9 protein-coding genes are annotated in these 9,099 nt (G+C 36.3%); 5 read left to right on the top strand and 4 right to left on the bottom strand.

Translation table 11 applies throughout. The annotated features are described in order from the left end of the window. The first annotated feature begins 204 nt into the window (after positions 1-204). The 5 genes from HMPREF2813_RS07080 to HMPREF2813_RS07060 are packed head-to-tail and all read left to right on the top strand — an operon-like array spanning position 205 to position 4,299. Complete coding sequence (locus tag HMPREF2813_RS07080; RefSeq protein WP_005687486.1) at positions 205-867, top strand: Bax inhibitor-1 family protein; 663 nt, start codon at positions 205-207, stop codon at positions 865-867. Between the two features lie 59 nt (positions 868-926). Then, positions 927-1,988 carry a YcjF family protein gene (locus tag HMPREF2813_RS07075; RefSeq protein ID WP_014550619.1) on the top strand — a complete coding sequence of 354 codons (1,062 nt, stop codon included), beginning with the start codon at positions 927-929 and terminating at the stop codon, positions 1,986-1,988. After that, on the top strand, positions 1,988-2,662 hold the full coding sequence (locus tag HMPREF2813_RS07070) for a TIGR01621 family pseudouridine synthase (protein WP_005687482.1): 675 nt from the start codon (positions 1,988-1,990) through the stop codon (positions 2,660-2,662). Before HMPREF2813_RS07075 ends, HMPREF2813_RS07070 begins: the two co-directional genes overlap by 1 nt. Before the next feature lie 47 nt (positions 2,663-2,709). Next, positions 2,710-3,513 (top strand): exodeoxyribonuclease III, encoded by an 804-nt coding sequence (xthA, locus tag HMPREF2813_RS07065; protein WP_005657796.1) that lies wholly within the window; start codon positions 2,710-2,712, stop codon positions 3,511-3,513. 9 nt (positions 3,514-3,522) lie between these two features. Continuing rightward, the gene (locus tag HMPREF2813_RS07060) at positions 3,523-4,299 is read left to right on the top strand and encodes a TIGR01619 family protein (RefSeq protein ID WP_005649835.1); all 777 of its coding nucleotides are present in this window, start codon (positions 3,523-3,525) and stop codon (positions 4,297-4,299) included. Positions 4,300-4,349: 50 nt separating this feature from the next. Here HMPREF2813_RS07060 and mreD read toward each other — a convergent pair whose 3' ends face one another. From mreD to HMPREF2813_RS07040, 4 genes are all read right to left on the bottom strand, one after another. After that, positions 4,350-4,838 carry a rod shape-determining protein MreD gene (gene mreD / locus HMPREF2813_RS07055; protein ID WP_005657800.1) on the bottom strand — a complete coding sequence of 163 codons (489 nt, stop codon included), beginning with the start codon at positions 4,836-4,838 and terminating at the stop codon, positions 4,350-4,352. Further along, positions 4,838-5,893: a rod shape-determining protein MreC gene (gene mreC, locus HMPREF2813_RS07050; RefSeq protein WP_014550620.1), complete on the bottom strand. Its 1,056-nt coding sequence runs from the start codon at positions 5,891-5,893 to the stop codon at positions 4,838-4,840. Before mreC ends, mreD begins: the two co-directional genes overlap by 1 nt. A gap of 79 nt (positions 5,894-5,972) precedes the next feature. Then, positions 5,973-7,028 (bottom strand): rod shape-determining protein, encoded by a 1,056-nt coding sequence (locus tag HMPREF2813_RS07045; RefSeq protein ID WP_005657804.1) that lies wholly within the window; start codon positions 7,026-7,028, stop codon positions 5,973-5,975. Between the two features lie 129 nt (positions 7,029-7,157). Beyond that, positions 7,158-8,936: an ABC transporter ATP-binding protein/permease gene (locus HMPREF2813_RS07040; protein WP_011961840.1), complete on the bottom strand. Its 1,779-nt coding sequence runs from the start codon at positions 8,934-8,936 to the stop codon at positions 7,158-7,160. Between the last annotated feature and the right edge of the window lie 163 nt (positions 8,937-9,099).

The following is a 9,099-nucleotide window of genomic DNA, read 5'->3' as shown; positions in this document are numbered from 1 at the left end:
CTTCAACCACTCGACCATTCCTCCGTGATTGATGGGCGTAGTATAATGAATATTTTATTGATGTAAATAGAAATTTGATGATTTAACTTTAGATGATGATAATTTATTCATTTTGATGAAATTAATTCCATTAATACCATTGACTTTTTTATCCCTAGCCCTTACTTTACAGAAGACTTTTTATTTATTTTACAAGGAGCTTTTATGCAATCACGTCTTATTGTGGATGCTCAAAAAGAATCGTTACTCAGCACACATAAAGTGTTGCGTAACACGTATTTTTTACTGGGATTAACAATGGCTTTTTCAGCGGTTGTTGCGTTTATTTCAATGAGCTTAAACTTGCCCTATCCAAATATTATTGTGTTATTGGTTGGCTTTTATGGCTTACTTTTCTTAACCAATAAATTAGCTGATCGCCCTGCTGGTATTTTGGCGGCTTTTGCTTTCACTGGATTTATGGGATACACCATCGGGCCAATTTTAAATATGTATGTGGCACGTGGAATGGAAGATTTGATTATGCTTGCATTCGCAGGAACTGCTATCGTGTTTTTTGCGTGTTCCGCTTATGTATTGACTATGAAAAAAGATATGTCATTCTTATCAAGCGCAATGTTCGCATTATTTATTGTGTTATTGCTTGGTATGGTGGCGAGTTTCTTCTTCCAAATTCCTGCGTTATCGGTCGCAATTAGTGCATTATTTGTTGTGTTCTCAACAATGACCATTTTGTATGAAACCAGTAATATTATTCACGGTGGAGAAACAAATTACATTCGCGCAACCGTGAACATCTATGTTTCAATCTACAATTTATTCTTGAGTTTATTAAGATTACTTTCTATCTTTTCAAGTGATGAATAATGATTGAATTTTGACTTTATGACCCCACTATTTAGTGGGGTTATTTTTTGGAATAGGCAATGGAAAAACAAATTTTTGAACATTCAGTTAATGTAGAGGAAGAACACTATCAGCCCAAGCAAGAATTCCATAATATGGAAGCAAAGCTAGATGAAGCGTTGGACGGAGAGTTACTTGATGCTCAACTTGGACAAGCATTGAAACCAAAATCCAGTTTTAGAAAAACTTTATTAAAATTTACCGCACTTTTATTTGGCTTGGCGACGGTTGCACAATCCGTGCAGTGGATTTGGGATAGCTATCAACAACATCAATGGATTTATCTTGCTTTTGCTTTAGTTAGTTTGATTATCATTTTATTGGGGATTAAAGAGATTATTGGCGAGTGGCGACGTTTAGTTCGTTTAAAAAAACGTGAGCAATGGCAACAAAGTCAGCAGATTTGGTTAGAAAGTGCGGTAAAAAATGGCGATGTTTTTTCCGTTCATAACGCAGAAAAAAGTAAAATTCTTTGCTTAGATATTGCAAAATCTTTAGGTTTGGAAAATGATTCTCCAGCGGTAATTCAATGGCAACACCAATTAAATGAAGCTTATTCGGCGCAAGAAATTGCTCATTTATTCAGTCGTCATGTTTTGTCTTCTTTTGATGCACAAGCTAAAAAATTGATTAGTAAAATGGCAGCTGAATCAGCTGTGATTGTCGCGATTAGTCCACTTGCTGTAGTGGATATGTTTTTTATCGCGTGGCGCAATCTTCGATTGATGAATAAGATTGCTGAAATTTATGGGATTGAATTAGGGTATTTTTCACGTATTAGATTGTTAAGAATGGTATTGGTCAATATCGCTTTTGCTGGAGCAACCGAAGTGGCACAAGATATTGGAATGGATTGGCTTTCTCAAGATGTGACAGCAAAATTATCTACACGTATCGCTCAAGGAATTGGTGTGGGATTACTCACTGCTAGATTAGGCGTGAAAGCAATGGAACTTTGTCGTCCGTTAGCATTTCAATTAAACGAAAAACCAAAACTGTCACATATTCAACAGGAATTACTTAGTTCGGTAAAAGATATTGTTCTCGGTAAAAATAAAATTTACAAAAAGGAGCAAATCTGATGGAAATCGAGGTTGTTTATCAACATAGCGATTTTATTATTATCAACAAGCCTGAAGGCATTAGCGTTCATAAAGATCAAGAAGAACAAGGCTTAACAGAACTTGTTGCAAAACAACTGAATGTGCCTAAAGTATGGTTGGTTCATCGCTTAGATAAAGTAACTTCGGGTTTGTTAATTCTGGCGTTAAATGCTGAAAGTGCGGCTGAATTTTCACGACTTTTTTCTGAACACAAAATTCATAAAACTTATTTGGCATTAAGTAACCAAAAGCCTAAAAAGAAACAAGGATTGATCATCGGGGATATGAAGAAAGCTCGAGAGGGCGCATGGAAACTTTGTCAAACCAAAGAAAATCCAGCAATTACGCGTTTTGCAAGTGTAAGCTGTGAGCCTAATTTACGTTTATTTATTTTAAAACCACAAACGGGGAAAACGCATCAATTACGTGTTGCGATGAAAAGTTTAGGTAGCCCGATTTTAGGCGATGGGCTTTATGGTAAAAACACAGAAAAAATTGACCGCACTTATTTGCACGCTACTCAATTGGAATTTGATTATCTAAATAATTTTATTTCGGTCACTTGTTTACCTTCTCAAGGTCAATTTTGGATTAAGCCTACAGTATTTGAGCAAATTCAGGTTTATCTGACAAAGCCGTTTTTATCAAAATAGAAATCTCTGTATAATAAAGCCAATTTCACTCTTTAATAGGAACAAAAATGAAATTTATTTCTTTCAATATAAATGGTTTACGTGCTCGCCCACATCAACTTGAAGCCATTATTGAAAAATATCAGCCAGATGTGATTGGCTTACAGGAAATTAAAGTTGCTGACGAGGCTTTTCCCTATGAAATTACAGAAAACTTAGGTTATCACGTATTTCATCACGGTCAGAAAGGTCATTATGGAGTAGCATTATTGACTAAACAAGAACCTAAAGTGGTTCGTCGTGGTTTTCCAACTGACAATGAAGATGCGCAAAAACGCATTATTATGGCTGATCTGGAAACTGAATTTGGTTTATTGACTGTCATTAATGGCTATTTCCCTCAAGGGGAAAGCCGTGCGCACGAGACTAAATTTCCAGCTAAAGAGAAATTTTATGCAGATCTTCAACAGTATTTAGAAAAAGAACACGACAAATCTAATCCGATTTTAATTATGGGCGATATGAATATTAGTCCAAGTGATTTAGATATTGGTATCGGAGATGAAAATCGTAAACGTTGGTTACGCACAGGTAAATGTTCTTTCCTACCGGAAGAACGAGCGTGGTATCAACGTTTGTATGATTACGGATTAGAAGACAGTTTCCGTAAGCTGAACCCAACAGCAAATGATAAATTCTCGTGGTTTGATTACCGTTCTAAAGGTTTTGATGATAATCGAGGTTTACGCATTGATCATATTTTGGTAAGCCAAAAATTAGCTGAACGATGTGTCGATGTGGGCATTGCATTAGATATTCGAGCAATGGAAAAACCGTCTGATCACGCACCGATTTGGGCTGAATTTAAATAGGAAAGCGAAATGGATATGGCAAATTGGCAGAATTATCGTTCTACTGTGAATGGTATGCCTGCCGTGTTTACCGCAAATATTGAAGATGTTGAAAAATATCACGGTAAAGGTCTCGATAAAATAGTGCAGTTTACTATTGATTATCAGGCTGATGATGAAACGGGTTTACCCTCAGAAGTTGAATACGATAAGCTAATTAACCGTGTATTTAAAATTTTGACACAACTAACCGCACTTCCAAATGTATTTTTTGCGGGGCATTTTATTTGTAATTCTCAAATAAAAATACATTTTTATTGTAAGCACGAAAATCTTATTGTAGAAACTTTACAACAAATTGATTTTGTTAAAGATATTAATGTGCAAAAGGATTTAATTTGGGATACTTATTTTGACTTTTTGCTCGCTTCTCCATTGGAGATTAAGTTAAATGCAACGGAAGAATTGCTTGATTTATTAAAAAGTAAAGGTCGTAATTTAAGTGATACCTATTTAGTAGAGCATAGTTTTCATTTTGATGAAGAGCAGAAAATGTTCCCTTTTATGGATGAGCTTAGTTTAGGGGATTATTCTTTCACGACATTACAATATTCTGCACAAGCGATTCAGTTTAATGAAGATGACGAACCTTATTTCTTGGTAAAATTAGAGCAAGAAATTTCATTAGAAAATGGCGAAATTTTTGAACAAGTAGAACGTTTTGAAAAATTGGCTGAACAATTTTCGGGAGAGTATATCGGTTGGGAATGTGATTCTTTACTGGATAGCAATAAGCCATTGAATTAGGTGTTTGAAACATTCATAAATCATAAAAAAGAGAGAGTTATCTCTCTTTTTTAATGTAATTTAACTTTTCTGCGTATTTTGCGCATTAATAAAAATACCCACGGCCATAGTAAACCAGAAGCGAATGCGCCCAAGATGGCTTGCCAATGAAAAAAGGCAGTATGGAGTGAAAATTCAACTAAGAAAATAAGTAATCTTATAATGAAGACGAAAAGTACAACCAATAAACTTTGGAACCAAAGTGATAAATTTCGCAGAATTAAATAGTTTTTGGCAATGATGTACATACTCGTAGAAAGTACGAGAGCGTGAACGCCTAATGTAGAGCCTAATATTAAATCCCAAGTTAATCCGAGTAAAAATGACCAGCCTATACTTACTTTATTGGGAATAGCTAATACCCAATAAAGTAATACAAGTACAAGCCACGCAGGCTTTAGCATTTGGAAACCAACTGGCCAAGGTGCAAGTTCTAATACAAAGGCAATAACAAAGAAGCTTAAAATAGTGAACCATTGTAAAATAAATCGTGTTTGCATTAGTCTTCTATCCTTTCTTCTTGCTGTTCTATGGGAAGATCTTCTTCATTTTGAAGAAAATCTGTTGGAATATCTGGTTCAATAATGGTTTTTTCTTCATTTTCTAGAAAGTCTTTTTCTGTTAAGGGTGTTTTTTTCACTCTATAATTTGCTTCATTAGCTTGGCTTTCTAAACGTTTTTGCACCAGATTGCGAACTTCTTCTGGCGATATTGATTTTACTTTTGATATATCTAGGTTACTTGGCCAAAGTAAAAGTACATAACGTAAACGTTCTAATAAAGCTAAAGGTTTAGCTTTAACTATTGCAAAGTAATTAGAGCTATCACGCGAAACGCTTTGTACAACAGCTACGGGATAGCCTTCAAGAAAACGTCCACCAAGCCCAGAGGTTACGAGAAGATCGCCTTTTTCTATATCAACGGAACGAGGCACGTTATCGAGGCTTAGTTCATCGGTATGCCCAGTCCCACTCGCAATAACACGAACATCATTGCGTAGAACTTGCACTGGAATTGAGTGTGTTACGTCTGTGAGTAGCAGTACTCGGCTAGTATTTTCGCCCACGGAAATAATTTGTCCAATGACGCCTTTTTCATCAATGACAGGCTGACCTACATAAGCACCGTCTTTTTTGCCTTGATTAATAACAATTTGTTGGCGATAAATATCTGTTTCTGCAGTAAGAACTTCGGCAATTTTTTTGTATTCATCGGTTCTTAACGGAGAATTTAATAAAAGACGTAATCGCTGATTTTCAACTTTGAGTTGATCAAGTAAAAGTAAATCTGCATTTTTTTCCAAAAGCTGTTGGCGTAGTATTTTGTTTTCAATTTGTAATTTATTGGTATCAACAAGATTTTCTGAAATGCCATCTAAGATGCTTCTAGGGCTATTTGCAAGATAATATAAACCGCCTATTGCTGTTTCCATTGCACTACGTGCTTTCGTTATTGAGCTATTACGTCCATCAGCTAAAATTAAGGCAATAGATGCAAAGATAGCGATAAGCAGACGAATACCTAGGGGAGGGGCTTTGCCGAAAATGGGTTTCATTAAACTTTCTCTTGTTGAATGAAAAAAATGAAAGGAAAAGTGCGGCTATTTTTAACCGCACTTTTTGTTCATATTCTAATTAAATTTCATCACTAAAAATATCGCCGCCGTGCATATCGATCATTTCTAATGCTTCGCCACCACCACGAGCAACACAGGTTAATGGATCTTCTGCGATGATAACAGGGACACCAGATTCTTTAGAAAGTAAAATATCAATATTACGTAATAAAGCACCGCCACCAGTTAATACCATACCACGTTCGAAAATGTCTGCTGCGTGTTCTGGTTGGCATTCTTCAAGTGCGGTTCGAACCGCTGCTACAATACCGTTTAATGGTTGTTGAATGGCTTCTAGGACATCACGTGATGTTAAAGTAAATGAACGTGGCGCACCTTCGGCTAAATTATGTCCGTGTACTTCCATTTCTTTAATTTCATCACCTTCTTGAATATAAGCAGAACCAATTTCTTGTTTGATGCGTTCGGCGGTAGGTTCTCCGATAACCGAGCCAAAAGTGCGGCGAACATAAGAAATAATCGCCTCGTCGAAACGGTCTCCACCGATACGCACGGAAGAAGAATATACGATACCATTTAAGGAAATTACAGCCACTTCTGTCGTACCACCACCGATATCAATTACCATAGAACCAACTGCAGTAGAAACGGGTAATTTAGCCCCAATTGCAGCTGCCATTGGTTCTTCAATTAAATATACTTCACGCGCACCAGCACCGATTGCTGATTCTTTAATTGCGCGGCGTTCTACTTGTGTTGCACCAGCTGGCACACATACTAATACACGCGGGCTTGGACGCATAAAATTACCGCTATGAACTTGTTTGATAAAGTATTGCAACATTTTTTCTGTCACAAAAAAGTCTGCAATAACGCCATCTTTCATCGGACGAATTGCTACAATACTTTTGGGAGTACGACCTAACATTAATTTAGCTTCTTTACCCACAGCTGCAATGCTTTTTAATGTGCCTACGCGATCTTGACGAATCGCAACAACAGAGGGTTCATCAAGTACAATACCTTGTCTTTTGACATAAATTAAAGTATTAGCTGTGCCTAAATCAATAGAAAGATCGTTTGAAAACAACCCACGAATTTTTTTAAATAACATAATTATACCGTTTAAAATGAAAGTTAGTTTTGTTTGACAAAAAGTAGAAAATGACTTTGTCAAACATACAAAAAATTGCACTAAATGTATCAAAAAAAGCGTTGCGATTACAGTGTTTTTTAGCGTTTTTTATAGCACTTGCCATTGCCCTTTGTCTTGCAGAATTAACTGTTGTTGATGTAAGGTTTTAAGGGTTGAACGGTGTCCCACACTGATGATTGTCGTTTGTGGTAGTTCTTGTTGTAACAATTGATACATCGAAAATTCTAAACCTTCATCCATACTAGCTGTGGCTTCATCTAAAAATGCCACCGCTGGTTTGTGTAGAATTAATCGTGCAAACGCCAAACGCTGTTGTTCGCCAAGAGAAAGAATACGCGTCCAGTCTTGTTCTTTTTCTAATTGTTCAGCCAAATGTCCTAGTTGTACTTTATTTAATATTTCTACAGCTTGTGTATGTGAAATATTGTCAGAGTTATTTGGATAAGCTAATGCTGACATTAAATTTCCTTGTGGCACATACGGCTTTTGTGACAAGAAAAGCTGATTGTGAGTAGGGTAATTTATTTCCCCCTCGGCGTAGCTCCAAAGCCCCGCAATGGTGCGTAAAAGCGTGGTTTTTCCTGCCCCAGATTTTCCTTGAATAAGCAAACTTGTTCCTTGCGGTAAGGTAATGTTTAGATGTTTAATTAGTGTATGACCTAATGGATTTTGAATACTTAAATTTTTGAAAATCACATCTGTTGGATGATTGTGGATCTGTGTTTGTGATTTATTATTTACTTTTTCAATGGCATAACTGAACCCAGTTAAACGATCTAGCGTTGCTTTATAGCTTGCAAAATTATCATAAGTATTACGGAAGAATGAAAGATTTGCGTGTAACTGACCAAATACTTGCAAGGTTTGCATTAGATCGCCTAGTTTTATTTGTTTTTCAAAGTAACGTCCAACTTGAATTAACAATGGAAAAACAACAGAAATTTGGCTTACGACTAGGTTAAATCCTGAAAATTTTAGTGTTCTAAATATAATGACCCACATATTGTGAATGACGGCGTTGAACTGCTGATAAAGCTGATTTTTTTCGACTTTTTCGCCCGCATAAAAAGCAATGCTTTCAGCATATTCTTTAATGCGAATTAAAGAATAACGATAGTTTGCGTTTAGGCGTTCATTAATAAAATTCAATGAGATTAATGGGCGACCGAGCCAGAATGCGATGAGGGTTGTGAAAATGACATAACCAAACACTAAAAATACCATCATATGCGGAATTTCTACGCCAAGTACTATCATTGGTCCTGCTAATCCCCATAACAAAATCGTGTAAGAGATCATCGAGGTGACCGCATCAATGACGCCAGTGCTTAAAGAAAGCGTGGTTTTTACATAAGATTGCACATCTTGTTGAATACGTTGATCGGGGTTATCTAGGTTTTCTGATAAATACTGTGTTTTGTAATAGGTGCGGTGTGCCATCCATTTATCAACAAGCTGTTCGTTAAGCCACTCAATCCAGTTGATGACGAAACGTTGCTCTAAATAATAGCTTACTAATGCTGCTGAAACAGAACTTGCGGCAATGACGCAGAATAAGCCCATTTGTTGCCAAAATACATGTTCATTAAATTCTTGCAATGAGGTATACATATTTTTGTACCACTCAGAATGTACAAGGCTGATACGTACGCTAAGTAATGTCATTGCAACAATAAGCAGAAAGAATAAGATAGGTTTAATGCTACGTTTAGGCGAAAGATAACCGCCTGCAAACATCCAAAATTGTTTTCCCCATTGGGTAAAACGCACCAAAAGAAAAATGCCAAAACTAAAGACGACTGAGGTGATGGCTAGAGTTTGTAAAATCCAAATAAGAGAAGTAATGGCTTCTTGGCTGTAATCCATAAATATTCCATCCGAGATAAAAGTGCGGTGAAAAATAACCGCACTTTTTGTAAAAGGGTCAAAAATTTTCGGTATTGTAGAGTCTATGCTCAATTTCGCAAGAAAAAATGTGACGAACGTATCATTTTTTGAGTTTGGTTAAGGTTTTCAAAAAACAACTTGG

It is taken from the genome of Haemophilus sp. HMSC066A11, assembly GCF_001811665.1.
In the GTDB taxonomy this organism is placed as follows: domain Bacteria; phylum Pseudomonadota; class Gammaproteobacteria; order Enterobacterales; family Pasteurellaceae; genus Haemophilus; species Haemophilus influenzae.
This window is presented reverse-complemented; position numbering and strand designations above follow the sequence as displayed.